The sequence below is a fragment of the Coprococcus sp. RTP21428st1_C9_RTP21428_210409 genome (assembly GCF_040227395.1).
Classification (GTDB): domain Bacteria; phylum Bacillota; class Clostridia; order Lachnospirales; family Lachnospiraceae; genus Coprococcus; species Coprococcus aceti.
The window spans coordinates 1-24,869 of sequence record NZ_JBEHVV010000042.1 but is presented as its reverse complement, the minus strand read 5'-3'; the positions used below and the strand labels follow the sequence as shown (position 1 = coordinate 24,869).

Below are 24,869 nucleotides of genomic sequence, written 5' to 3'. Positions count from 1 at the left end.
ACATCATTTTAAACTCATAACTATAACGCATAAAAATACCCTCCTTACTGGTTGTCCAGTAAAGAGGGTACATATCAAAAGTAAACCTGTGGTTTAAAATTTTTTATTCAGTTTTCCCGTTCTGCTTCGCAAGCTTGTACTGGGTCATCTTCCTCTTGGAAGCTATGCGCTTATGCTTCTTTGCCTCAGCCCGCTCCGCAGACCGGTCAGGAAGAATGCCACAGGCCTCAAGGGCTCTCGGCCATGGCCCAAGGTAGGATTTTATCCAGCCAACCTGCTCCGGTGTAAAGTCTGACTTTTTCGGATATCTTCCAAGTGAAATATATGCGTCCAGAAGCATCTGACAACATTCTTCACGTGTATAGCCAGCTCTCTTGTTCTCCATACCTCTTTCCTCCGGATCATCTCTGCGTTTCTATGGCCTGAGAATTATTTTACTTTGACAGACTTCACTGAGCTGCCAAGTCCCATGTATCTCTTGCCATTTATTGTCTTGTAAGCTCTTACTCTCACATAGTATCTCTTGTTCTTTGCTAGATTCTTGATAGTTGCACTGCCATACTTTGCGCTCACATACTTTGTCTTTGCAGACTTAAAGTTCTTGTTTGTAGCATATGTTATCTGATATCCGGTAGCACCGCTTACCTTCTTGTAGGTCACCTTAAGACTTCTGCTGCTGTTTGATGCAAGCTTTGTTATTGATGACTTTGCAGGGGTAACTATCAGCGTTACGATTCCGCTTGCCTTGTTGTAATTGCTGTTGCCTGAGACAGTGATCTTTATCTGTACTCTGCCCGGCTTCTTGGTTCTCACAAGACCTGACTTGCTGTTTACTATCGCAATATTCTTGTTTGTTGATGAGTAAGTTACAGTTCCCTTACCAGCAGCCTTAACAGTTATATATCTATTGTATACATATAATGTGTTGCCTGTCACTGTCTGGTCTGCCTTATTGATCTTGAAGGTCTGCTCAACACTGCCTGTATAATCGTTCTTACCTGTTATAGTTACCTTGGCTGTTCCGGCGTTCACGTTATTTGCATACGATGCTGTATAATCAGCCGCCTCAAGTTTCTTACCGTCAACTGTTACTGTAACCTCAGGCTTCTGTGCCTTGCCTGTATATGTCACATCTGCAACTTCTATAACTGTGTTGTCCTTTGTGAGTGTAACCTTTGTATCCGGCTCCTCTGGCTCTACAGGAACCTCCTTGACTGTTATCTTGATAACGATCTGTCCAGCCTCGTAGTTCTCTGTTCCCTCAGATGAAACTGTGATCTCAGTCTCACCGACAGCCTTGACTGTCACACGTCCTGTCTCAGGATCTACCTCTGCCACCTCTGGTGCAGATGATGCAAATGTAAGTGTACCCTGTCCTGTAACCTTGAGATCAAATGGCTCTGCATTTTCAAGAACCTCGATCTCAGTCTTTTCTGTAGTTATCGTCTTTGTAGACTTCTTTATCTCGAACTCGCCCTGAATTGTACCAGAGAACTTACCAGTTCCCTTTACTGTACAAGTACCCTTTCCGGCATTTACGTTATCACTGTATGTAACCTCATAGCTGCTTGGATCAAGCTTCTTGTCATTTACATATACGGTAACTTCCGGTGTGAGCTCCTCTCCAGTGTACTCTGCGTCTGCTATCTCAAGCTTTGTATTGTCCTCAGTGAGTGCTGTCACTGCCATGATCTTGTACCATGCAGTTCTTCCACCTCTTGATGTGATCCTGCACACAACATCATTTGTCAGGTTGATCTTGGCTGAAAGTCCGTCAACCACAACATAATGGCCATCCGCAGTTGTCTTGTATGTCATGTCAAGCTTTACAAGATCTGCGCTCTCCGGCAATACAACACCGACCTCAAATGGATCAGCCTTTGTTCCTGTTCCATTCAGAACCTCTCCATTTGCCTTGTATGTGTAGATAGAATTCCAATTCTCATCGGTTTCTGTCTCTGTGGTAAATGTTATCTCTGTTCCATCTATTGTCATGGACTCAAATGTAGGAAGTCCTGAGAATGATGCTGCTACATCTGCTCCTGTGAGCTCATAGTGAAGCTCGATAGTGTCGTTATCCTTTGCATCCAGTGAACCAAGCCCACCGTTGTCAAAGTCGTCTCCGTTGTATGACAGCATCCATCCTGACATTGAGTAGTCAGCAACTGATGCAAGTCCGTTTACAGATACGATATATGGGCCATAAGCTGACTCTTGAATATCGTAGGCTATTCCGGCATTATCCAGTGCACGCTTTACAGCGTCAACCGCGGAAGCTGCCTCAACCTTTGTGTTCTCAAGGATAACTCCATCCTTTGATGCACCATTTATTCCGGCTGCACTTGCTGTGTAGTCATATACACCTATGTTGAAGATAGTAACTCCGTCAATTACAGTTCTTACCTTCTTGTATGTCTCTACAAATTCTCCATCTTCTGCTGTCAGAGGAACATTTGCCATGATCTCTGCTGCAGGTGCCACGTTCAAGATGGCCTCTCCGTCATTGATCTTGGTAACTGTGTCAACTGTGAGCTTCTTGACTGCCTCTATATTAGCAGCCGATACATATGAAGCCTGATCCTCTGTGATTCTCTCATCTGCTGCGGCTGTGCATGAATATGCAGATCCTGATATTGTCAGATCCTCTGAATAGCCTGCAAATACGCCTGTTGTGGCTGTGTCGCTGCCATTTACAGTTCCTGCGCTGTAGCAGTCTGTGATCTCCACGCCTGCGTCATTTGACGTATTACCCTTGAAAACACCTGCAATACCGCCTGCATTTGTCTGGCCTGTGATCGTTCCTGCATTGTAGCATGAAATGATCTTGCATCCAGGATCCTGTGGATAGTATTCATTGTGGCTTCCGAGTATTCCACCAACATTTGTCTTGGCTGTGATGTCACCATAGTTTGTCGAATTCTGTACGCAGATATTTCGGCTGCTCATAGATCCTATGATTCCGCCGACGGTACCACCGTTTTCTGCCTTAATAGTTCCATGATTTACACAGTTCTCAATCACTGTGTTGCTTATTTTGTTCGTGTTACAGTATCCTACCAGACCACCTATCGAAGCTGATGTATTTGTGCCTGTGTAAGTGATATTTACTTTAGATGTACAACCTGCTACTCTTGCCGGTGCATCTGTGGTTCCCTGATACAGGTATCCCACAACCGCTCCTGCTGCAGTCTTGGTGCTCATGATGATAGTTCCCTCTACTGTGAGGCTGCTGATCCTTGCACCCGCCTGTCCAAATATTCCTGAGTAGCCTATATCATTCTGATACAGATTGCTGATAGTATGTCCCTGGCCGTCAAATGAACCCATGTATATGGCACCCGATGTACCTATTGGTGTCCAGCTATATCCTGCAAGGTTGATATCCGCTGTGAGCACTGCATTTATGTCGACCTTCTTATTGACATTTACCTCATTTTCAAACCAGTACAGCTCTGCACCTGTGCTGATCTGGTATACTCCGTCAACCTGTTCAGGCTCGGTCTTGCTCTCGCCATCCCAAGCAGTTGCACTTGACGCTGTGAGGCTGATGGTCTGTGACATCTCGCCGGAAGTATCCTCCGGGATCTCAAATGTTCCCTCGGCATACATGTATCCGGCACACTTCATAGTGTAATTGTACTGTCTGCCTGCAAGACCATTGAAGCTGCCGTCATTTACTGTTACGGCATTTCCTTCAGTATCCTTTATGTTTACCTTATATCCTTCTACTGCTTCGTTTGTAGCACCATCTACTACATCAAGCTTTACCTGGACAAAGTCTGTCTTTGCCAGCTTAAATGACATATCCGGGAGACTTCCAAGGTATGCCACACGTACGCTTGCTGCCATCTGTACAGGCTTTCCTGTTGCATGGCGGACCTCTCTGTGTGAACCGTATGGCGAACCAAATCCGCCCTCATACAGAACTCCGCTCAGCGTGTACTCGTCACCTGCAAAATACTGAGGTATCTTGACTGTAACTGTCTGGGCAGCAGGATATGATGCAAATGCATACTGGTTGCTTGCTCCTGAGAATTCATTTCCCTCACCATCTGACAGTTTTATAGTTCCGGCCATGTTGTAAATTCCTGCAAGCTTGTTGGCCGGAATATACAGACCATCGTATGCCTTCTTGCCATCCTCTGTACGCTTACCATATGAAACCTCTATGGTATCACCGGCTCTGAGTTCATCTGCTGAGATCTCGTCACCATCAGCGTTCTTATATGTGTATGATACCGGGACTTCCTTTGCACGTACTACCTGATATGTGCTAACTCCGTCCTTTGTCACCTTTATTATGTTTGATCCCTCTGTGAGACCGCTTACAGTGTAGCTTCCATCATCATTCTTCTTGACATCTGCTGTTGTAAATCCACTGTATGTAAGCTTGTTTCCCGTGATCTGTGGATGAAGAACTGATACTGCCACTCCATCCTCCGGTGTAAATGTGTACTCTGCACCGGCTGCTCCCTCAAGATAATACAGAACATCGATCTGTGCATCCAGATTGTCTACAGCAGTCTTAGCAGTCTCTGTGTTGCGTCCTGCATTTAATGTCATATTTGTCTGAATGTCTGAGCCGTCATTTCCTACAGTGAATACGACTACACCTGTGTTTTCAGGCCAGATCGCACTGAAGAATGAACCGCCCATACCAGGCTTGTTGATCTCTGCATCATAGGTTACGAGAAGTATCGCTGTTCCCTCTGACTTTGCCTCGATCTCTGCTATCTCTGAATGCTCGCCAGGTACAACGCTGATCACATCACTTGATGGGTTACCATTCTCATCGATAACTGTGTAGTGATAATCAGGCTCTGCTGATTTTGCATTCATGATACCCTCTATAGCCTGCCAGTTACGGAAGCACTCAAGGTGATACTTGTCACCCTTCTGCATTGATACATAGCCCTTCTCATTGGATGTCATGTAGATATCTGCGACATCTGAGCTGTTGGCTGACATGTCATGTACAACTGTGCCAGGGCCATATGTGCTGTCGCCGATGTACATATCCTCGGCTGTTACCTTGTACTCAGCATCTGTGGTTGTGGAGAACCAGTTCCAGTATGTCACTCCCTCTCCACCAGTTACACGGTAGTAATATGTGATACCACTTCCAAGCTTATATTTGTATGTGTCATATCCGGCATCCTTGCTGTCTATCTTGATGCCAGCCTCATCCTTATATATATAGTATGTTGAAAGTGTACCAACTCTGAGCTCAGTTCCCTCTGGAACTGTGAACTCTACTGTCTTTGCCGCTGCAAGGGCTACTGAATAACCGTAGCTTCTGTTGGATGTAAGTGTGTTTGACACAGTCTTAGAGATATAGTCATCTGCTCTATCTCCAACCGGATCATATGTCACTGACACCATATCAGCATAGTAGAACAGTCCTGCATACTTTGCCCAGGAGTCATCTGACCCCTCCCTGGTCTTTACAAACTCTGCATGTCTGTCCACATTGTCAGGAGACATAACCTTACCTGTGACGGTATAGTCAACGTCTTCCTTCCAATATTTTTTGTTGCCATCTACAGTGTCATAACCTGTACATGCTATATCTGTGATGCTGTATATGCTGTATGACTGCTGTGGATCGTCTGTGACTACGAGATCTATAGATCCCATATCTGTCTTCTCGTCACCGCTCTTCTGATATGCTGACAGACGGTATGTACCCGGCTCAAGCTCAAGGGTATACTTGCTGCCATCAGGCTCTCCAACTTCAATCTCATTGCCCTCTGAATCAGCCAGAGTCATGTAAGGAGCAGAATAATTCATGGTTACAGATACTGTATTTCTCTTGTCGCCCCTGATCTTCTTCTCAACTGCCTGAACCTCATCTGCAGTTGCAGTGAGATCTGTCATGACCGCCTGAACCTCTTCACATAGAGCCTCATCCTTGGCTATCTCATCTGCATGCTCTGCATAGAGCACATAGAGCTCTGTCTTGTCCTGAGTCTCATAGTATGCATACTCAGAGTCAAATGTATTCTTATCCGGATTGTAGCCATATCCCAGATCTGCGCCATAATCTGCGAGTGTGAACTGCCAACGGATAACGTGTGTATTGTCTACTCCGGCTGCAGAATCTACCTGATATTCTCCTGCGCCGACATTTCCCATTATATTGTCAACTGTGTTCATCCAGCCAGACATGCTGAAATAATCAAACTGGCCAAGATCTTTTCCAGTCTTGTCCTTAAGCTCAAGTGCCTTTCCATTCTTCTTCTGATAAGCATCCTTAAGCTCCTGTGGAACATTTGCAGCTCCCTTATCAATGCCCTTTACGTTGGCAAGATAATAACTGGAACTGTTGTATTTGTCTGTTCCTGAAGGTTCTGTTTCAAGTCCCTCTTTCTTGAAAAACGCGTAAGTTGCCTGTGATACGGTAAGCTTAGACAGGTCGATGTCTATGCCTTCCTCTTTCCAGACTTCACCGATCTCTTTGTAGGACATTCTCTCTGGCTCGATATAGAATCCCTGGCCAAGAGTAAATCCCTCAAGAGACAGCACAACGTACTCAGTGCTGTAATCAACTTCGCCATCACTCTCTGCGGCGGCAGCCTGAACATAGCCCCAGCTTGCATTTGAAGCAAATGGTGCCACTAAAACTGCGCATGCCAATAAGAATGAAAGCATCAATGTCCTGATTCGTTTCATCTCCTATTTTCCTTTCTTTATTTAATTGTAGGTTATAAAGCAGGGAATATGTATTCTGCTTTTCCCACGCCCAAAAGCTAACAGATGAACTGTCGTGTCATCCGCATCCGGGTACTCCGCATATCCCGGCTGTCTGTGTCTGTCAGACGCCGTCACGCGGCCGGAAATCTCATAAAATCTGCGGGCATTCTGACTGAAAGACACAAGTCTTAACACAGTAATGGCGGTTGCACCGGAATCTCACCGAATTTCCCCCTGATCGGATGCTTTTTCAGGACGGCATCCGAGCAGATTTTCACTATGAAATCACAGGGTTTATAGTAATTGTGAATCGGGGAATTGTCAACTCCAAGTACCACTTAATGTACTTTTTTGTCATATTTTATTAGTAAGGTGAGAAATGTGTTTTATCCATATCACACATTTCTGCATAATATGTAAGTAGAGAGAAATTACTGAAAATACCTTTGGATTTCATTCTGCTGTCCACAGCATACATTTAGTTTACAAAAGCCGGATATCCCTATTTTATAGAGATATCCGGCTTTTCTTCTGGCTCTTATTCTGATTACTTTTTAGTTACGGAAGCCAGCTTATTCTGACCTCTTTGAGCTGTCCTGTTGTATCGTCAAACTCAAATGTATAGCCGCTGCTTCCCATATAAACCTCAGAATCTGCACTGTACTTGACTATCTTGCCATCTACTTCTGCATTCTCACTGCACTTTTCAAGCAACTGATCTTTAGTGATAGTTGTAGGGAATGAGAAGTTCACCTGCTTTGCGCCGTCAAGCATCATCTCACTGATCTCCGCATTCATGCTGGCATCATAATCCGGGTTTGGCACAAAAAGGTGTGAATACCTTACATATGAGAGAACGCAATCCTCTGCCTTCTGCTCACTGTCAGTAAAGTTGCCAAACATAAACTGCATCGTTACGTAGTCATTGATTTCTGCTGTATATCTGTCAGTTTCGTAATTTTTATTTACATTGTTGCCACTGTTATTGAGAGAATTCTGCTCAAATGGTATTCCACCGTCTATAAGATCCTTCAAGGTGGACTCACCTAAAGTGAATTTCTTTCCATTATATACAAATGACCTATTGTCAAGATCTGCGTAATTCTCGCTGAGTCCCGATGCCAATGTGAAATCCTCATATACAGGCATCGTAAATTCTGTGGATTCCTCACTGTCATCACTGTAATCGGTTTCATCTGCATATGAATCATCAGATTCAGTATCACCTGTATCCTCAGCCTCAGATTCCTCCTCCGTTGCCATTTCCGTTTCGGTTACCTGCTCTGTTGACTCCGTCTCTCTGGTGGATTTGCCATCATTTCCACATCCAACTATAGAAATTCCCATCACCACCGTGATAAGTCCTGCAATCAGCATTTTCTTGTTCCTCATATAATAATCCTCCTTAAAACCTAGTGGCTTTATTATTAAGAATGTCACTATATTTTATCAAGCCGTAATCGGTTGCAACGGGGCAACTATGGGTAGCGAACCGAAATCATAGGTGTTTTCGTCACTTTTTTGTAATCTATAGTGCTTATTCCTCCGTAATGTTCATGAAACTATAATAAGTGTCTCTGTCCATGGCATCCGGATTATCATCGGCAAATCCGCTGACTGTATATATGTTCCCATCCTTTAGATCAGCATATGCATTAAAATAGTATGTGATATTTCTCTTGCCGTCCTTTATATATAAGGTCGAATATGTGTAGTAATAAAATGTCACACCATTTACCTCACACTGACCTTCCTCTGTTACCTTTGATATTCCGGCCCCGGTCTTTCTGTCTGCCATATCAGATGCTGTCATCCAACTATACGGTACGATCGAAGTCACAACCGTGATCTTATCACCGTCTGAATAGTATGTCTTACCTGACAAATCCTCATTCTGAAGGCTGTAATTTTCAGGGATTTCATATGACACGGTAGTATCTCCATTCACGACACTGTCCACTACTCCCGTCTCCATAGCTTCGTCCTCCTGCCAGTATGAGCCTGTCATATCATTTGTCTCATCTGTGGGAACGGCCCCCGCAACAATAGCCACAGCTTCATCGGCAGCCTTCTCATATACCTCAGCTCTCTCCGACCCGCTCAGCGCATCTATATCTATCTCATCAAATCTTATCGAAGTAAAGAAACGCTGCCCTTCCCCGGCATCACATATAAGCTGATAAAAATATGATCTGTCGAACTTTGCACCTCGTTCATTTGCAAGACTCGCTATGTATCTGATATATTCCTTCCCCTGTATCTCGAACTTCTCAGGCTCCAGCTCCATCACATAACCTGCGTCCTCAATATTTTTCTTGCGCTGCTCTCTGTTGTCCCAGAAATCAGCCATCGTCTTATCCTCCACATCGATCTGTATCAGATAATCATCACAGCTTCTTATATTAAGGCAGCCACTCTCATGTATGATCGCCAGTCCTACCGGCTTCACAGAGAAGGCATATCCCTTGAACACTATATGCCAAGGCTCTGTCTCATCGTCAGCTATTTTATTTCCATCCTGTTCAGTTTCACTTTTTTCTTCCGTCTTCCGCGCACTGTTCAGATCAATAACGCCCATAAACTCAAGAGCGACAAATGCAGCTCCCGCCAGTATGCATGCTATTACGATCGCGCAGACAATTTTTTTACATTTTTTCATCGGCTGTCTTATCCTCAAGTATGATCTGAAGTGTATCTTCTTTCTTCATCCTTCTTATCTCAAGTCCAATGAGGATCAGAAGAATAATAAACACCAGCATGACAAATGATGCGGCAACTATGGTTGATGTCTTGTAATTCAGAAACAGTCCATTACCGTCCGCCCCTGTGTACAACTGTATGTAATCTCCATCCCGTATCCCCGGTACATCAAGCCACACAGTATCCATGATCTTTCGGCCATTGTCATCAAAATATGCCAAATCAGCTTTTGTATACTGCTGATACACCTTCTCCACACGCACATTCCCGTTCTTATCTGAATGTCTGGTCCACTCGTTCCTCACAAACAGCACCGCCACCACAATTACACAGAAAACGCATATGGCTGCCATCACGCAAAATAATATTTTCAATCTGGCAAGCCTGCCTTTTCCCCTGAGATTCTTCAGATGGACAGCATTATTCGCTGAAGTCCCATCCCCAGACACCTCTTCCGGCTCCTCCGGCTCATCACCCTTTCCATATATAAGTTCTCCAACCTGTACATCCAGAATCTCACATATACACACAAGCCTGTCCAGATCAGGATACGCCTTATCCCTCTCCCACTTGGACACAGCCTGTCTGCTGACTCCCATCTTTTCCGCAAATTCCTCCTGATTCAGCCCGGCTTTCTTCCGGTACTCCTGAATCCTGGATCCTATAAGCAGCATTTGTTTTCCTCCTTTTTCCGAATATTCGGATTGACATTCATATTGTTAATAAGTTCTTTTAGAGAATTGGCAATTGGCTTATCTTCCACTTCTCCATCTACATACATATTTTCCCAATCTTTAGCCATTGAAATCAAACTATTTTCATAGAATAATATGTCATCACTAGAATCTCCTTCCTTTTTCAAAACGGAGAATAATACAATAATTCTTTAGTATTACAATATCCTCTAATACAAGGATGCCAAAACAGATTAATATAATCATTAATTTCTGTAGGTAATGTATATCCATATTTTTCTTCAAATACAGACAAATCTGTTTCATCTTTCCTCTTAACAAGAAATACACCCTTCTCAATTCCCTTTTTAATACCATCACAAATAGTACTAAAATCTTCATTTGAGTAATAATTAGGATATTGCTTCGTTTTTTCAAAATAATTTTGAATAGTTTCTCCCATGTCTACATACCTCAATTTAATAAATCTTGTAACAGTAAAAGGTGTCAGGTGTTACAGATCCGCCATGAGAAGCCATTTCCAGATTGGTATGACCTCTATATCTATACCGTCATATTCAAGATTTGTCTTGCGTGCAAGACAAAAACATAATTAAATTGTTCTCTATTAAAGATAGTAGGATCACCTTCTCTATCAAGTTTTCAAATACATCTCTGTCAAACTTTTCAAGATACCGATTTTCTTCCAAAACTCTTCTAAATTCTTTCAGTCTGATACGATAAACTTTTTCTTTGTTTACGCTATTTTTCAAACTTTCAATAGCTGCTTCGTTTGTTGCCAGCTTTCGAGCTAATTCTAAGTCTTTTGCTTCATATACATCTTGTGCAACACTTCCATCAAGATATTTTTCCAACAAAATACTTCTCTTAGATCTCAAATTTGTATCAGTGTTCTTTGCTTTCTCAAGCTTTGATTCCACACTATCTTCTGATAATACTTTATCAACTCTTTTTATGAACTCATCTATAACATCGTTGTTATTATCACACAACTTACGATATGATTCAATAAATGCCTTTTCTAACATAAGCAGAAGTATTTTCTACTTCCTGCTGTGCCACAGAACTTAGAATCGTCAATAAAAACTCTCCATCTTTTAAGCTATGTATTTTTTCCACTTCAAAGTACACATCTATATTTCGTTCTTTCAGCATCCTAACATACTTTAATGTGTCTAATGTATTTCGTGCAAATCTTGGTATGCTTTTGGCAATGACCATATCAATTTTACCATCCAGGCAGTCCTCAATAAGTCTTTGAAAATTCTCTCGCTTATCAACCTTTGTTCCTGTAATAGCTTTATCCGCATATACACCTGCCATTTCCCATTCCTTGTTGCTCTTGATTAAATCAGTGTAATACCTGACCATTGAATTATAGCTTTTAATCTGATCCTCATCATCAGTACTTCTTTTTTATTTGAACTTCTGGACAATTTGTCCAAAAGCTGCTTTCTTGTTCTTTGTCCATGAAAGGACAAAAAAGAGCATTCATGCTTTTACACATAAATGCTCTGACGCTGTTTTATTATAAAATTGTCTTAGCTGTTGTTCCCTACAAACTTGAAGTTATACACATCTACATTCCGTTCGTAATATACATGACTATCTATAATCCTTTGGTATCTGAGCAAATTTTTTCAAAAAGCTTTCTCTGGTATTATCATTTACAAACAATTCTCGCAACTCTTTCTCATTTTCTTCTCCTAAGGACACATATTGTTGCAAAAATATTTTGGTTAAATATAGATAATTTCCCTGTATCAATCGATAGTAAGAGCTTTCTAATAGGGTGTTTATCATTTTTATGCTTTGCTCATAGGTTTTGGTCTCTTCATAAAAGGATCTAATAAGAGGCAGAGTATAATAAAAAGCAGCTTCATACGCTTTTACCCTTTGCCTCATAGAATTTTCAAAATCTGCACTGTCTATATAACAACGATTAAACGTCATATCTGCTTTTTGACATTTTCCTTCAACTATCTTATTATGGTTTTCCCAAATGTTTTCAAAAAAATGCGTAAATATACTCTTATCCGTTCTAACATAAACTGCTTTTTTCGCTGACATTTTGGGAATAAAATCATAGTTCCATCCCCACTTAAAGCTTCCACCTAAATCAGTTTGCTGGAATAGACTTAATACCCTGCGACGATGATTGCAATAATCATCAGCCCAGATACGATTACCAAGATATCGCATGCCTAGTTCTTTAGCAATCAATGGTGAAAAAACTTCATCTAATAACATATTCCACCCTTCCACCATCAAATCTCTCTCCGTATGTTCTGCTTCATACTCCGGCAACCAAGTACTGATTAAATATTTTTTGTATTTTTCAAACTCCATACTATGTAAATTCTCCATAAATCCTTGTTACTTACCCGTAATTTGTGACTAATTCATTAAATTCCGATTGAGATTTCACCTGTTTTAGGGAATTTAATAACTGTTATATTTTGTTATTAAATTCTCTGCAAACCCTTGAAAACACTGGATTTATCGCAGGTGAGCTTTCCCTTATTGTTTCCCTTGTGTTATATCGTCCCGTCAGCGTTTACGAACTCTGATAAGGGCAAATACAAGGGCAAGAAAAATCTATAAAACAGTATAACACAAAATAAAAGTGACATGGTGAACTGATTGAAATGCTTCTGATTTTTGTAACAAATGACTGATTGAATGATAAGGAGATTCTATACGATGAGAACAATATTTGCAGAATACAATCCACACAGAAACAGCATTGATATTTATACTTCTGCTGGTTATATGCTCCGCATTGACTGTTGGGAAGCCGAAAAGGATTTAAAAACCACACCCGGATCAGACTGTGCATTGAACGCACTTGCCATTGATAAACCGCTTGAATATGCAAAATTATATCTTGATGAAACAATGCAGATATGGGTAGATGCAGAAGATTCATTAGAACTATGGTGATTTTTTCAACAGCACTAAGGTTACTTTTTCCCAATCTCATTTATTGAGAATCGTCTTTTTACCGTGCATATATATTCAATATCTTTTTATCTATTATAATGAAATCAAGGGCTGGTCTAATGCCAGCCCTACAAAAATGAAAATTCACATAGAAAATAAATTTACAATTTTTCCGATATAAACCTGTTATCAACAAATACAAACATAATTTATATTATCGTATCTATTGATATGATATGTATTTCAAAGAGTTACCAGAAGTTTTTGAAAACTTTTCCCTTGTGATATTATCTAAAGCTCCTAATTTTATACTTTTCCCATGATGGAGCAGCTTATTTGACCGTATCTTTAATAGCTGTATTTTTGTAATTAGATGTAACACCACCGGATTTTCATCCGTTGAATCATCCGCATATTTAAGACAATAAGAAAGACCGGTGCCATTACCTCCTGTCCACAACATATTATCTGTTGTGAATATCTGATATACCTTCGGTGTTTCTGCCGTATAAAATGTCTTTTCCCCAGATGCAGGCGTTTTCATATTATTGCCTTTTTGTTGGCGGTACATTGAAGATACCGTATTTAGACCAGAACCAATGTGCATACTTCTGTTCCTCCAATCATTTTATCTGAATTGTAAATGTACTGCTTCTGATTTTGCTCCAATATGGTTATTAGGGGCACAAATTAAAATCAAAAAAGAGCCGATAACAGCAGTATTTCAAACTGCATATTATCGGCTCTGCGTCTGTGCGTCTGGCTCTTTTAATTAAATTATTTCTGTTGTTTTTTGGCTTTATTATATGTATTAGCTAACTGTCCACAAGCTGCTTTAATCTCTCTACCATGAGAAACTCTCATGGTAACTTCAAGTCCTGTTTGCTCTAATTGATGTTTGAACGCAACCATTTCTTGTTTTTGTGGTGCTCTAATTTTTGAATTACTCGTCGGGTTGTATTGCAGCACGTTAATCATAACATTTTTGCCCTTAAACCATTTTGCAAGTTGCCTTATATCTGAGGAACGGTCATTTATACCTGGTAAAAGCAAATACGCAAATACCACTTTTCGATTATGCCTTTGAGAATAGGACAATGCTTGCTTAACAACATCTTCAATAGCGTACATGTGCATATGAGGAATGATACAGTTTCTCGCAGCCTGTGTTGCTGCATGTAAAGATATTGTCAACTGAATTTTTAGATGTTCTTCGCGCAATTTTTTTAATTGATTAACTGGACCAACTGTTGATACGGTAATGCCGTCGGTTGGAAAGTTAAGTCCATTTCTATCTCGAAGAATATGGATTGCTGCAATCAAGTTGTCGTAATTGAATAAAGGTTCTCCCATTCCCATAAAAACGATACGATTTACTTTTTGACGTATCAATACAACCTGCTGCACAATTTCAGACGGTGTTAGATTACGAACAAAACCATTGCGTCCGGACTCACAAAAAATACAGCCAACAGAACAACCAACTTGCGTACTTACGCAAACAGTCCCACCATCTCGCCGTTTAATAAAAACCGTTTCAATATACCTGTTATCTTTCAATTCATAAACATACTTTTCAGTATCGCTACTTTTATAGACTTTTTTTGTTGATATTGATAGATTTTCTTTGTGAAATGGCTGTTTATACAATTCCGTATATAAGGCTCTTGCTTTATCCTCTCCAATTACTTCCGACATTTCTTTGTAAGTAAATCCGTATGGGTCATTCAATATTTCCGTAGGTGTACTTTTAGGTAAGTGTTTCATTTAAATATCCTTCCTTTTCAAAATTAAAAAGTTTGTTTTTCAGAGTTTTTGATTATGATTTCTAGTTTTTCAACATCAACGATATGCGTTAATTTACATTTAGGGCAGAAAAGAGGAAAATTTCTTAATACCGTATTATAAAATACTTGAACCCTCGTCTTTCCGTTACAAATTGGACATTTTATCCAATATTTTTCAAGCATAATATTTCTCCTTTTGCGCAAAAAAATGCAGGTCAATTCTCAACATGAGCATTGACCTGCATTTATACATATAATACTACAACAAAATTAAGGCATAGTTTTTATACTATGTCTATACGTCGTTAGTTTTGTTGTATAGCATACGCAAAATAAGCATGACAAAAAAGCCCATATTGAAAATGGGAAAAATCTTTTTTGATTTCAATGCTTATCGAATACGCATGCTATGTAACATAAACATTCCCCTCCTTTTATATAATATTATATACAAAAGCAGCTTGTTGTCAACATATATATATATGAATTATTTTGGCTAACTGATAGAACTACGTAGACATATCCAAGAAGAAAGGGGAACAGTAAAATGTAATAGGGTGAATAACTATGGCAAAAAGACCAGTACCACGATACGACTTTAAGGCTTTTGGGGCAGCGATAAAGGCAGCGCGTGAGGGATGCAAGGAGAGCCGCAAGAAAGTAGGCGACGAAATGTTTATCTCGCCGCGCTACCTTGCGAACATTGAGAACAAGGGGCAGCACCCAAGTTTACAGATATTCTTTGAGCTGATACAGCGTTACCATATATCCGTAGACCAATTCCTTTTAGAAACGCCGCCGGAGAAGAACACGCAGCGGCGGCAGCTTGACGCGCTTCTTGACGGTATGAGCGATACAGGCATACGGATTGTAACCGCAACGGCAAAGGAGATTTCCGAAGTCGAAAAAGAGGGCGAATAGGAATGTCCGACTTAAAACTGAACAGGATTTAGAAAGCGTTGTAATCTTTTTTGAGGTTGCAGCGTTTTTCTTTTGCGTAAGTTTGGCAAAATCGCTTTTTCTCCGTAGTAGGTGATAAGAGCCTAAAGGATAAAAACATTCGTAGCAAGCATAGGAAGCGGGTACCACTTCCGTATTTTCGCCCTCCCGCGCTGCGGCGCGTCGGTTGAAAATTGCTTGTTGGGAAGTGTCCCAAACCCTCGGAACGGAAAGGAAAGGAGCGAACACATGGACGGACGCAAAAGGACAGTGCAAATCAAATTCAGAGTGACGGAAGCGGAACGGGATTTAATACTGGAAAAAATGAAGCTCGTACCCACCCGGAACATGGCGGCGTATCTGCGGAAGATTGCCATTGACGGGTATATCATTCAGGTAGACCACGCCGATATAAAGGCTATGACCGCAGAGATACAGAAAATCGGTGTCAACGTCAACCAGATAGCACGCCGCGTAAACGCGACGGGGAACGCATACCAAGAGGACATAGAGGAAATAAAGGGGGTGCTTGCGGAGATATGGCGGTTACAAAGATTAAAGCTTCAAATCCACAAGGCTTGGCTTTAAGAGCAAAAAACGCATCCCCACCGCAAAGGACAGGCGGGCGTATATCGAAAATGCCCATGCCCCCATCATTGACAGGGATATATGGGAAAAGGTACAGATAATACGGGAAAACAAACGCAGACCGAACAAAAGCGGGATTACGAGCATGTTTTCTGGACTGCTCTATTGTGCCGACTGCGGGGCAAAGTTAAGCCTTGCCACTGCCAACGGATACGCCCATTTCCGCTGTTCGCAGTACAAACGGACGAGCCGCACGCAGAACTGCACGCAGCATTATATCCGAGAGGACGCATTAAACCAGTTGGATATTTTTCTTTAATCCTCATAGCTGTTTTCAGCCCATCCATCCCCTGCATATTGATGTCCAGAAATAATATCTGACACGCTTCCAAAGCTGATTGTTCTTCGCATAACTGTTCTCCAGAATCATATTCTGTAATAGCAAACTCATAATTCTTTTTTTCACCATAGTCTGACAGCAAATCTGATAGATTTTTTCTGTCATCTATCCTGTCATCACAAATAATAATGTTCATATTTTTCATTCCTGTCTTTGATTTCTCTCATACCTGTAAACCATACAAGTCTCACCTAGCACTCTTTATTATATCAAACAAATCTTCCGCTCGATCATTCTCCGCATCAAATGACTATTTTCCGCATAGAACGACTATCTCCTATAGAAACGCAGAAGCATTGTATCTCAAACTCTTTGAAATACAATGCTTCCCTGCATTTTCTATATCGGCATGTTGATATTATTACTTTACTATCCTGCACACTCTCTGAGAGTGACTGTATCTATCAAAAAAGAAGCCAGCAGTTTATTCACGCACTGCTGACTTCTTATAATACTACTCATTTTATTTACTTCGCTGCGTCTCAGACAATTTTTTTATTTTTAAACATAACCTCTGTTTTCCCGCCATCCCTTTACATACCACCTGATTCCAACATATACCAGTTGCACGAATAATAAGAGAAATAGCAGATTGATTGGCAATACTTCCTTTATCCAATCCCCAAAGTAGATAGCTATTGCCATACTTACAAGTATCACCATTATGGTAATCATATCCCAACAGTATTTCTTATATAGCCCTGCAATCTTTATTTCGATGAATGCCAAAAGTATTCCCACACCCACCAGACATCCACCGCAAATCAGTATTCTTATCAGCCAGTTTATAATTCCAGCAACGACAGGATTGGATATTCCATCACTAATCTGTGCCACGTTCTTTCCTGCCAGTACAACCCAGCCAGCAATGGTCTGTGTGAAAGTTGCGATTGTATCAAAGAATACCACGCAATCAGAAATAAATATTTTTGACCGTATCATCTGAAAAAGAGTAGTTGATACGGAATACCATATCAGCAGAAACATCAATGCTTCATACATGGCTGTTTTTGTTTTATATCTGCCTGCCAGTTTTTCTCTCTGCGTATCATACTTTTCCTTGGCTTTCAGATAAGCTGTCAGGTTACAGTTCCCACACTTTTGATAGAGTACCGGCTTTTCAACCGGTATCTCTACTTTTTTCTGATGGGAGAGTGCATAATCCCGTTCCTGTTCTGCCTGTCTCTGCTTATCTCGACATTCCTCTATCATGGCTTGGACGGTGTGTGTTTTCTCTTTCTCGCTCTGCAACAATTCTTTTGTTTTCCTCAAGTCGTTCTTTAAGGCTTGAATGTTCTCTGTTTTGTTCTCGCTGTTTAACTTCTCGTTCAAGGTCAGCGATTCGTCGAGCTGCACTTTCAGTTCCCTGATAGTCCGGTCTTTCTGGTCGAGTTCTTCCTGCATCTGCTCTGTCAGCAGAAGCAACTCTTCCAGTTGATCGTCGCTCTTTGAGTTTCTTAATTCGTTCATCAATCAACCTTCCTTTCTCTAATTGCTGTTCAAGTTCAGTAATTCGCTGTTCTGTTTCTGCAATAGCCGGTTCTCGCTGTTTAATTTCTGTGCCAATTCCTGCCATTGCTGATTTTCGTCTGTGAGTTTCTGTATCTGGTCTGTCTTTTCTTCCAGAAGCATCAACAGTTCTTCTGTATCCGGTAAGATTTGTAGCAGCTCTGACAATTCTTTCTCTAATTGCTGCAATCGTTCTTCCTGCTCCTGAAAGCACATCAGCTTCTCGTCCTTTTCCTGTATCTCCTGAAGCATCTCTGCCATGATATTCTGCTGTTCCTCTATCTGTGTAATCATTGCTTCCATCATGGGAATTACTTCTTTGCTTTCTTCTAATGTCATTCAACCACTCCCTCCACATCGACAATGCACCGGATACCTTACCAAAGGTTGCAATTACCTTTTGCAGCAGTGCATTTTGTTTTTTTATCATCTGGTTTTCCTCGACCTTCCATGAACCTTTCCTTATCTGCCCGGTGAGATATTTTTCCTCAATCTTCCTTGCATCTGCACCCTCATGAATCGTAGGGACTTTCAATTTGCCCTGTCTTTCATAAGAGCGGTGGTCAATCAGATTGTCTATGGATAAATGCCGGTTACACATCTTTGCCCATTCGCTTCGCCATAACTCACAATTCTTTGGATTGTTCCAGCCGGTAGCGTCAGTCAGAACCCTTTTCCATTGTTTTCTGTTTCTTGCCCCGACTTTCTGTACTCCGTTTTCATCAAGTACCGGAATACGGATTCCATGACGGTCTGGATTTTTCTTATCCTGCCACCAGTCCGGGTGGGATTCATCAACCACGATATTTCCGTCAGTATCTCTGACAAAATCCCAGTCCTTGACTTCCTTGCTGCCCCATGAGTGGTCTGGATTGAATGGTCGCATGGTTACAAGTAAATGCACATGTGGGTTCCCGTCGCCCTTATCGTGTATGCTCCAGTCGGCACACATTCCCTCGTCCACGAAAGTCTTTTGAATATATTCGGTTGTATAATCAATCTGTTCCTGTCTGCTCCATTCTTTCGGCAGGGAAAATTCAAATGAGCGTCCAAGCTGTGCATCTGCATTTTTTTCTATCTTCAATACCTCATTCCATAGACGCTGTTTCTGAAATGTGATTTTAAACTTTTCCAGTGCGGCATCTTTATCATCCGCTCTTTTATAACGGATAGACTGTTGAAACCTTTTTATATTTTCTTCCGGTACATGCAGCCATTCAGGAGGTGCATTTTCGCACATCATCAGACTGGTGTAGACGACTTCCTTTTTGGAAGTATAGTAACTGATTCTGCCTGTTTCCTCATTCTTCATCACATCTCCATTAAGATATGCCGATGCGGATATGACAGATTTTCCTTTACTGCGCCCGACAATCTTTACTGTAAAGTGAAATATCGCCATGATACGATTCCCCCTTTCTGCCGTATCCGGCATTGATTTCCGACAGCATCTTCTTCTGGTTTGGCAGAAGTGAAGCTGTCGGAACGCCCTCTGCGCAAGAGTGCCCCCTGCGGCATGAGCAGGTCTGGCTGAAAGCCCCGCCGACGGAACGAGCCCGGCAAGCGTAAGCGCAGACCGGTTGCCACTTGTGGCAAACTTATAAGGACGACCTCTGGTTGTCCATAAGTGCGCCCTTCATTCAAAGGCAATGAAGGGAATGGAAAAACCACTCCCTCCGCCATTACACTTCCTCCATATCTGTAAGTGGCTCTTTCTGCATCGCCTTTGAGAAAAACTTTCCGTTTGTTTCCTGCCTTTTTAAGAAGCCTATCAACTTTGGTAAATCTTCCTCCTCAATCGGACAGCCAAGAACCGATTCCACCGCACCGCCAATCTGACAGAGCCTGTGGGTTCGTTTTTTACTTTCCTCGGCTTTCTTTCTCTTTTCCAGTTCCTTTCGCTGTGCAATGAGCTTTTTGGTAGCTTCGATGCTTTCCTGTTCCTTTTTCTCTAATGCACGTATTCTTTCTTCATAAGTCTTTGTTGATTTCGCCATATCGTCTTCATCCTTTCTCTTATAATCAAATCTTGCTCTGCTAAGATTTGGCACACGATTCTGGTCAGCTCTGTTGACATAATTCCAATCAGAATCGTGGTGCATCCTTGCGGAGCATTATCTTGTCGATGTTTTTCCGACAAGATAAACATTAGTTCCCGGTTGCATATCAGGAGAAGCACATGGTATAATCCTCTTGCGTGTAGGTATATCATGGCTTCGGTCTGATAGAACCTTTGGCGGTTTCGTAGGAAGCCGCCTTTTTAAGTTGCCACATTTCTTGTGACAGTTTTTACATTTCCTTTATCCCTCAGATCTCGCCCCTCGTTGGCTTCCATGAACTTTTCCAGAATGTCAGTTTTAATAAGGACTTTTCTTCCGACTTTTAATACCGGAAGTTTCTTCCATTCAACCAGCTTTCTCAAAGTGTTTCTGCCAATTCCTGTATAGTCGGCTGCTTCCTCGATGGATAATGCAATCTTTCTTTCCGTCATCTTGTCACCTCCTTATGAATTGCATTATGCAATTTTGTTGTGCTGTTAGTATAGCGGTTTTATATTGCGTTGTCAAGCGTTATGAAATTTTAAAAATAATCATTAAATTGCATATTGCAATTATGTAAGGTACATGCTATAATTCATACATACCGAAAAAGGAGGCAATCAGCATGAAAGATAAAGAACTACGCAAGCTGATAGGCAGCAGGGCAAAACAGCGTCGTTTGGAATTAAATCTGACACAGCCTTATGTTGCAGAGAAGATGGGAGTTACCGCTTCCACAATCCTGCGTTATGAGAATGGTTCGATTGACAATACCAAAAAGATGGTGCTGGAAGGTCTTTCGGAAGCACTTCATGTATCTATTGAATGGCTCAGAGGGGAAACCGATGAATACGAAACCGATATTACGGATAAGAAAGAATTACAGATTCGTGATGCAATGGGCGATATTCTCAAACAGTTACCTCTCGACCTTAGTAAAAAGGAAGATGCTTTTTCCAAAGATTTACTGCTGTTGATGTTAAAGCAATATAACCTGTTTCTGGAATCATTCCAGTTTGCCTGCAAGAATTACAAGGGCAACACGAATGAAGCTGATATTGCAAAAGTAATGGGGTTTGAATCGAATGATGAATATAACGAGATTATGTTTCTCCGGGAGATCACCCACACTGTTAATGCCTTTAACGACATGGCAGATATCGTAAGGCTTTATTCCAAGAAACCGGAAATGGCAGAACAAAGGCTTGAAAATCTTTTATCAGAAGTTTTGTATGAGGATTCCGATTCGGTATAGAACGACAACCGGAGTTATGATATACTTACACGCAAGAAGCATTTCATCAGTTCCGATTGTCTGATATCGAAAGGAGACACACGATTATGGCAAAAGGATCTGTAAGAAAAAAAGGAAAGAAATGGTACTACCGCTTCTATGTAGAAGATGCAAGCGGCAATCTGGTTCAGAAAGAATACGCTGGAACAGAAAGTAAAAGTGAAACGGAAAAACTGCTCCGTCAGGCAATGGATGATTACGAAAGCAAGAAATTTGTCGCAAAGACAGATAATCTTACTGTAGGAGAACTTCTTGATATGTGGGCGGAAGAAGAACTGAAAGTCGGAACACTCAGCAATGGTACAGTGGAAAATTATCTTGGTGCAATCCGTTGTATCAAGAAACATCCGATTGCAGAACGCAAATTAAAAACCGTTACTGCTGAACATTTACAGGCATTTCTCGATCTGCTTACATTCGGTGGGGAATTTCCAGATGGAAAAGTGAGAAAAGGATACAGTAAAGATTACATCCATTCCTTTTCAGCAGTATTACAACAGGCTTTCCGGTTTGCAGTATTTCCAAAACAGTTGATTACTTTTAATCCTATGCAGTATATTAAGCTGAAAAAACAGGCAGAGGATGTGGATTTATTCTCAGATGATGAGGTAGAAGAAGGCATACAGCCTATTTCCCATGAAGATTATGAGAGACTGATAGAATACCTCAAAGTAAAGAATCCACCTGCAATCCTGCCAATCCAGATCGCATACTATGCGGGACTTCGTATCGGTGAAGTTTGCGGATTGACATGGCAGGACATCAATCTTGAAGAACAATGCCTGACCATTAAAAGAAGTATCCGCTATGATGGCACAAAACATAAAAACATCATCGGACCGACCAAGCGAAAGAAAGTAAGGATTGTTGATTTTGGCGATACTCTGACTGAAATACTGAAAACCGCCAGAAAAAAACAGCTTAAAAGCCGGATGCAGTATGGTGAACTTTACCACCGCAATTTCTACAAGGAAGCACAGGACAAAAACAGAGTGTATTATGAATATTATCATCTGGACGGAACCGAAGAAATCCCGGTAGATTACAAGGAAATCTCCTTTGTCTGCCTGAGACCGGACGGATGTCTGGAACTGCCAAGCACACTCAGCATTGCCTGCCGATCAGTTGCAAAAAGGCTGGACGGATTTGAGAATTTCCATTTCCACCAGTTGCGACACACCTACACAAGCAACCTCCTCTCAAACGGAGCTGCCCCAAAAGATGTGCAGGAACTGTTAGGGCACTCTGATGTCAGTACCACAATGAATGTCTACGCCCACTCTACAAGAAAGGCAAAGCGGAACTCCGCCAGACTTCTTGATAAAGTGGCAGGCAACGACTAAATAAAAAATTCCCTTATTTCCCTTGCTGATTCCGCATAAGGTCAAAAATAAGGGAAAATACATATCATTTCACTATTTAAGGGGCTGGAAAGCCCGTAAAATAAGGAAAGTTCAAGAAATCTCTCCACAAATTCCGATTTGTCAAACTGTTGCATTGATTATATCAAAGAATCATGGTTGCAACAATCCCCTTAAAACGAAAGGCAGGTGTGCCCTCCTGCCCCTCAAAAGGAAGGGAAGGTGAAAAATATATAGTCAACTGCTGTTTCCAGCAGCTATGAATCGTTACTTACCATAGAAGTCATGGTTTACTTCTGCTTTATAGTAATTACTACATGTTACCGGAGCATTATACAGTGTCGTGAGCATATAGCTTCGTATGTTGCGTACCTTTGTAGTATTGTTGCGAAGGCATTCCAGCACATACTCCATCGTATCAGTTTTCACGCCTGTTTTTGCATTTCTTCCACTGCGTTTTCTTTCTTGATACTTCTGCATACACACGTTTATATTTATCTATTCCAACATTATCGAAAAAAATTGAAACATTATTCACGTCAAATCGCTTATCTCTCTGAAGTAAACGTACAAACCAACGTATGTCATTTTTTGTCCCTTGAAGCCTTATCTTTAACATATTGACACCTCCTTGAATAGAAAATAAAAGGCAGGGATATTCAATATTTTGTAATTAAATATCCCTGCCAAATTGGCTATTTTATTCACTTTTATTCATCAAAGAATATTGTGTCCCTCGTGTCGACTCTATAGCCGACAACGACATGAATTCTGTCCACTATCTGCTTTTTATTCCTTTTCACATCGGTTCTGCCGAAATTGAAAAAGCTGCAAAAGTGCGTAAATTCAAGGATTTTCACGAATCTGTACGACGTAGCCCTATTATAGTCTCCACATGCACCGTCCCCGGAAACTGATCGACGGCACAAGCCTTGGTCACAAAATATCCATGCTCCTGCAAAGTCTCCAGATCCCTTGCAAGCGATGTTGGCTTGCAGCTTATATACACAAGCTCCTTCACACCATAGTTGATGATCTTCAACAGGGCCTTCGGATTGATTCCGTCACGAGGTGGATCAAGCACTATGAAATCCGGTTTGTCCTCTATGTCATCTATTACCCTGAGCACATCACCGGCAATGAACTCGCAGTTGTCAAGACCATTGAGCTCCGCATTCACACGGGCGGCATCCACGGCTTCCTCAACTATCTCCACGCCGATGACCTTCTTTGCAACAGGCGCAAGAAGCTGGGCTATCGTTCCGGTTCCGCTGTAGAGATCGAATATGACTGCATCCTTTGTGTCACCCACATATGAACGCGCCCTGTCATAGAGTCTCTCCGCACTCTTTGTATTTGTCTGGAAGAACGAGAACGGCGATATCTTGAACTGAAGTCCGAGGACCGTCTCATATATATACTCTGTTCCGTATAGCAGATTTGTCCTGTCACTGATGACCGCATCTGCCATGGAGTCATTCTCCGTGTGGAGGATTCCCGCGATCTTTCCCTCAAGCGGCAGCTCCAGCAGCCCCTTCACGTATGCATCAAGGTCGAGAGCCGCCAGATTCTGGGTGGTTGTCACCAGATTCACCAGCAGATCGCCATTTGTCGCCGAACGTCTGATAACCAGATGGCGCAGAAGCCCCTCGTGCTGCATCTTTTTGTAATATGGGAGTCCCGCCTCCTTGCAGAACTGGACAGTATATTTCACTATCTTGTTCAGATCATCATTTACTATATAGCAGTCATCCATCTGTACGATGTCGTACGTGCTGTTCTTCTTGTGAAGTCCCAGTGCCAGCGGACCATCCTTATACTCATCGCCAAATGAGAACTCCATCTTGTTCCTGTATCCCTTTGTCACAGGAGATGCAAGTATCCCCTGCCACTCATAAGGGTGAACCTCGCTGTCTATCAC

At 41.6% G+C, this 24,869-nt stretch carries 24 protein-coding genes, 3 pseudogenes and 1 riboswitch; of the genes and pseudogenes, 6 read left to right on the top strand and 21 right to left on the bottom strand.

Annotation, left to right across the window (positions count from 1 at the left end; all coding sequences use genetic code 11):
- Positions 1-103: 103 nt before the first annotated feature.
- From ABUA34_RS09140 to ABUA34_RS09095, 10 genes are all read right to left on the bottom strand, one after another.
- Positions 104-385, bottom strand: coding sequence for a homing endonuclease associated repeat-containing protein (locus tag ABUA34_RS09140; RefSeq protein WP_055271920.1), 282 nt, complete (start codon positions 383-385; stop codon positions 104-106).
- Positions 386-429: 44 nt separating this feature from the next.
- Positions 430-6,672, bottom strand: a complete 6,243-nt coding sequence (locus ABUA34_RS09135; protein ID WP_349823195.1) for an immunoglobulin-like domain-containing protein — start codon at positions 6,670-6,672, stop codon at positions 430-432.
- Between the two features lie 162 nt (positions 6,673-6,834).
- A riboswitch (cobalamin riboswitch) is annotated at positions 6,835-6,978 on the bottom strand.
- Between the two features lie 273 nt (positions 6,979-7,251).
- A complete protein-coding gene (locus ABUA34_RS09130; protein WP_349823194.1) occupies positions 7,252-8,085 on the bottom strand; it encodes a hypothetical protein in 834 nt (277 codons plus the stop codon).
- 145 nt (positions 8,086-8,230) lie between these two features.
- Positions 8,231-9,352, bottom strand: coding sequence for a hypothetical protein (locus tag ABUA34_RS09125; protein ID WP_349823193.1), 1,122 nt, complete (start codon positions 9,350-9,352; stop codon positions 8,231-8,233).
- Positions 9,339-10,067 carry a helix-turn-helix domain-containing protein gene (locus tag ABUA34_RS09120; protein WP_349823192.1) on the bottom strand — a complete coding sequence of 243 codons (729 nt, stop codon included), beginning with the start codon at positions 10,065-10,067 and terminating at the stop codon, positions 9,339-9,341. Before ABUA34_RS09120 ends, ABUA34_RS09125 begins: the two co-directional genes overlap by 14 nt.
- A complete protein-coding gene (locus ABUA34_RS09115) occupies positions 10,055-10,255 on the bottom strand; it encodes a hypothetical protein (RefSeq protein ID WP_262563548.1) in 201 nt (66 codons plus the stop codon). The genes ABUA34_RS09120 and ABUA34_RS09115 overlap by 13 nt, the downstream gene beginning before the upstream one ends.
- Complete coding sequence (locus tag ABUA34_RS09110) at positions 10,252-10,530, bottom strand: hypothetical protein (RefSeq protein WP_349823191.1); 279 nt, start codon at positions 10,528-10,530, stop codon at positions 10,252-10,254. The genes ABUA34_RS09115 and ABUA34_RS09110 overlap by 4 nt, the downstream gene beginning before the upstream one ends.
- 115 nt (positions 10,531-10,645) lie before the next feature.
- Positions 10,646-11,116, bottom strand: a complete 471-nt coding sequence (locus ABUA34_RS09105; protein WP_349823190.1) for a hypothetical protein — start codon at positions 11,114-11,116, stop codon at positions 10,646-10,648.
- The gene (locus ABUA34_RS09100) at positions 11,094-11,459 is read right to left on the bottom strand and encodes a recombinase family protein (protein ID WP_055224687.1); all 366 of its coding nucleotides are present in this window, start codon (positions 11,457-11,459) and stop codon (positions 11,094-11,096) included. Before ABUA34_RS09100 ends, ABUA34_RS09105 begins: the two co-directional genes overlap by 23 nt.
- A 234-nt stretch (positions 11,460-11,693) precedes the next feature.
- The gene (locus ABUA34_RS09095) at positions 11,694-12,437 is read right to left on the bottom strand and encodes a hypothetical protein (protein ID WP_044998366.1); all 744 of its coding nucleotides are present in this window, start codon (positions 12,435-12,437) and stop codon (positions 11,694-11,696) included.
- A gap of 354 nt (positions 12,438-12,791) precedes the next feature.
- On the opposite strand from ABUA34_RS09095, the gene ABUA34_RS09090 reads away from it, so the two are divergent.
- A complete protein-coding gene (locus tag ABUA34_RS09090) occupies positions 12,792-13,031 on the top strand; it encodes a DUF6061 family protein (protein ID WP_008115692.1) in 240 nt (79 codons plus the stop codon).
- A gap of 376 nt (positions 13,032-13,407) precedes the next feature.
- Here the strand turns inward: ABUA34_RS09090 and ABUA34_RS09085 are convergent.
- From ABUA34_RS09085 to ABUA34_RS09075, 3 genes and pseudogenes are all read right to left on the bottom strand, one after another.
- Positions 13,408-13,638, bottom strand: a pseudogene (locus tag ABUA34_RS09085) (hypothetical protein); the annotation flags it as partial.
- A gap of 170 nt (positions 13,639-13,808) precedes the next feature.
- Entirely contained in the window at positions 13,809-14,798 is a 990-nt protein-coding gene (rlmN, locus tag ABUA34_RS09080; RefSeq protein WP_002569187.1) for a 23S rRNA (adenine(2503)-C(2))-methyltransferase RlmN, read from the bottom strand.
- Between the two features lie 23 nt (positions 14,799-14,821).
- The gene (locus ABUA34_RS09075) at positions 14,822-15,001 is read right to left on the bottom strand and encodes a cysteine-rich KTR domain-containing protein (protein ID WP_002588768.1); all 180 of its coding nucleotides are present in this window, start codon (positions 14,999-15,001) and stop codon (positions 14,822-14,824) included.
- Positions 15,002-15,385: 384 nt separating this feature from the next.
- Here ABUA34_RS09075 and ABUA34_RS09070 point away from each other — a divergent pair, with 384 nt between their 5' ends.
- From ABUA34_RS09070 to ABUA34_RS09060, 3 genes and pseudogenes are all read left to right on the top strand, one after another.
- Positions 15,386-15,739: a helix-turn-helix transcriptional regulator gene (locus ABUA34_RS09070; protein WP_002569186.1), complete on the top strand. Its 354-nt coding sequence runs from the start codon at positions 15,386-15,388 to the stop codon at positions 15,737-15,739.
- 267 nt (positions 15,740-16,006) lie between these two features.
- Positions 16,007-16,345, top strand: coding sequence for a plasmid mobilization protein (locus tag ABUA34_RS09065; RefSeq protein WP_349823189.1), 339 nt, complete (start codon positions 16,007-16,009; stop codon positions 16,343-16,345).
- 13 nt (positions 16,346-16,358) lie between these two features.
- Positions 16,359-16,586 (top strand): annotated as a pseudogene (locus tag ABUA34_RS09060) (recombinase zinc beta ribbon domain-containing protein); the annotation flags it as partial.
- Here ABUA34_RS09060 and ABUA34_RS09055 read toward each other — a convergent pair.
- From ABUA34_RS09055 to ABUA34_RS09030, 6 genes are all read right to left on the bottom strand, one after another.
- Positions 16,483-16,881 (bottom strand): response regulator, encoded by a 399-nt coding sequence (locus ABUA34_RS09055; protein WP_349823197.1) that lies wholly within the window; start codon positions 16,879-16,881, stop codon positions 16,483-16,485. The pseudogene ABUA34_RS09060 and the gene ABUA34_RS09055 overlap by 104 nt on opposite strands.
- A gap of 365 nt (positions 16,882-17,246) precedes the next feature.
- Positions 17,247-17,957, bottom strand: coding sequence for a DUF6040 family protein (locus tag ABUA34_RS09050; RefSeq protein ID WP_349823196.1), 711 nt, complete (start codon positions 17,955-17,957; stop codon positions 17,247-17,249).
- Positions 17,935-19,656 (bottom strand): MobA/MobL family protein, encoded by a 1,722-nt coding sequence (locus tag ABUA34_RS09045; RefSeq protein ID WP_008115703.1) that lies wholly within the window; start codon positions 19,654-19,656, stop codon positions 17,935-17,937. Before ABUA34_RS09045 ends, ABUA34_RS09050 begins: the two co-directional genes overlap by 23 nt.
- Entirely contained in the window at positions 19,632-19,937 is a 306-nt protein-coding gene (locus tag ABUA34_RS09040; RefSeq protein ID WP_005345966.1) for a hypothetical protein, read from the bottom strand. The genes ABUA34_RS09045 and ABUA34_RS09040 overlap by 25 nt, the downstream gene beginning before the upstream one ends.
- A complete protein-coding gene (locus ABUA34_RS09035) occupies positions 19,937-20,251 on the bottom strand; it encodes a hypothetical protein (protein ID WP_014080633.1) in 315 nt (104 codons plus the stop codon). The genes ABUA34_RS09040 and ABUA34_RS09035 overlap by 1 nt, the downstream gene beginning before the upstream one ends.
- A 263-nt stretch (positions 20,252-20,514) precedes the next feature.
- Positions 20,515-20,745: a helix-turn-helix domain-containing protein gene (locus ABUA34_RS09030; RefSeq protein ID WP_008115699.1), complete on the bottom strand. Its 231-nt coding sequence runs from the start codon at positions 20,743-20,745 to the stop codon at positions 20,515-20,517.
- 173 nt (positions 20,746-20,918) lie between these two features.
- On the opposite strand from ABUA34_RS09030, the gene ABUA34_RS09025 reads away from it, so the two are divergent.
- Both ABUA34_RS09025 and ABUA34_RS09020 read left to right on the top strand, forming a co-directional pair.
- Positions 20,919-21,548, top strand: a complete 630-nt coding sequence (locus tag ABUA34_RS09025; protein WP_003505395.1) for a helix-turn-helix domain-containing protein — start codon at positions 20,919-20,921, stop codon at positions 21,546-21,548.
- Positions 21,549-21,634: 86 nt separating this feature from the next.
- Positions 21,635-22,930, top strand: a complete 1,296-nt coding sequence (locus ABUA34_RS09020) for a tyrosine-type recombinase/integrase (RefSeq protein ID WP_014080634.1) — start codon at positions 21,635-21,637, stop codon at positions 22,928-22,930.
- A 285-nt stretch (positions 22,931-23,215) separates the two neighbouring features.
- Here the strand turns inward: ABUA34_RS09020 and ABUA34_RS09015 are convergent.
- Together ABUA34_RS09015 and rlmD are read right to left on the bottom strand one after the other, a co-directional pair.
- Positions 23,216-23,362: pseudogene (locus tag ABUA34_RS09015) on the bottom strand (DUF6017 domain-containing protein); the annotation flags it as partial.
- Positions 23,363-23,804: 442 nt separating this feature from the next.
- Positions 23,805-24,869, bottom strand: a 1,065-nt coding sequence (rlmD, locus tag ABUA34_RS09010) for a 23S rRNA (uracil(1939)-C(5))-methyltransferase RlmD (RefSeq protein ID WP_349823188.1), incomplete at its 5' end; no start/stop codon positions are given.